Here is a 957-nt window from a genome sequence, read left to right as displayed (position 1 = left end):
ATACTTCGTCGCCAGGTCAGCAGCCATGGCCGGAGCGGAGAGCGCCGCGAATGCGACAGTGGCGAGAAGAAGACGCTTCATAACCAACCCCTTTTTGGGAATAGCCGTGCTTGTGAATTCGCATTGATTGCGACCGCCCCGGGAGACGCCGCGTTCGAGGGTGATATGTAGCAGAGGCCCCGTCGGATTGCTGTTACATTCAAGTCACAGTCGCGCCGAAACAGCGGCTGATCCGTTAGGAGAGAACGATCTGCCCGTTAACAGGATACCGAAATCGACCCGGACGGCACGACCAGATTGAAGGGTGGTAGCAGAGGATGCCCCTCCCCGGTCGGGCGGACGTTCCTACCGGGATCAGCCACCGGACACAGGTGGCCTCGCGGCGTGCAGCCGATGACAATGCGGAGCCGGGTGGAAGGCCGGGGTCGCCGAATCACATCCATGGAAATTGCTGACGGAACGGAGCTACGTGACGTAGATCCCCCGGAACACGCCGCGCAATAAAAAAGCCCGCTGCCGAAGCAGCGGGCTTTCCCAACGAAGCAGTGCTTCGATCAGAACTTGTAGTTCACACCAGCCTTGAGGGTGTGGAACTTGGTGTCCACGGTGCCGGCATAGGTGTAGAAGCCGTCATACGAACCGTAGGTGTAGTCGGTGCTGCCGAGATCGACGTACAGATATTCGGTCTTGAACGTCCAGTTGTTGGTGATGGCGTATTCCACGCCGCCGCCGACGGTCCAACCCCAGTTGGTGGAGGACGAATCAAAGGATCCGAAGCCCTCGCCAGCGTAGCTGCCAGAGACCTTGGTCTTGCCGTAGGCCGCACCACCGGTGATGTAGGGCAGGAACCGGTCGAAAGCGTAGCCGATGCGAGCGCGGATCGTACCGAAGTAGTCAACCGACGCGCCGTAGCTGGAGGTGTAGGGATAGCCGCCATAGATGTAGACGGAAGAGTAG

Annotated in this window: 1 protein-coding gene; it reads right to left on the bottom strand. The window is 59.6% G+C overall.

What is annotated here, in order from left to right:
- Positions 1-554 precede the first annotated feature (554 nt).
- On the bottom strand, positions 555-957 hold a 403-nt coding region (locus V5F66_RS22220), incomplete at its 5' end, for an outer membrane protein (protein WP_394054057.1).

This window comes from Xanthobacter versatilis, from assembly GCF_043193975.1.
In the GTDB taxonomy this organism is placed as follows: Bacteria; Pseudomonadota; Alphaproteobacteria; order Rhizobiales; family Xanthobacteraceae; genus Xanthobacter; species Xanthobacter autotrophicus_E.
This window is presented reverse-complemented; position numbering and strand designations above follow the sequence as displayed.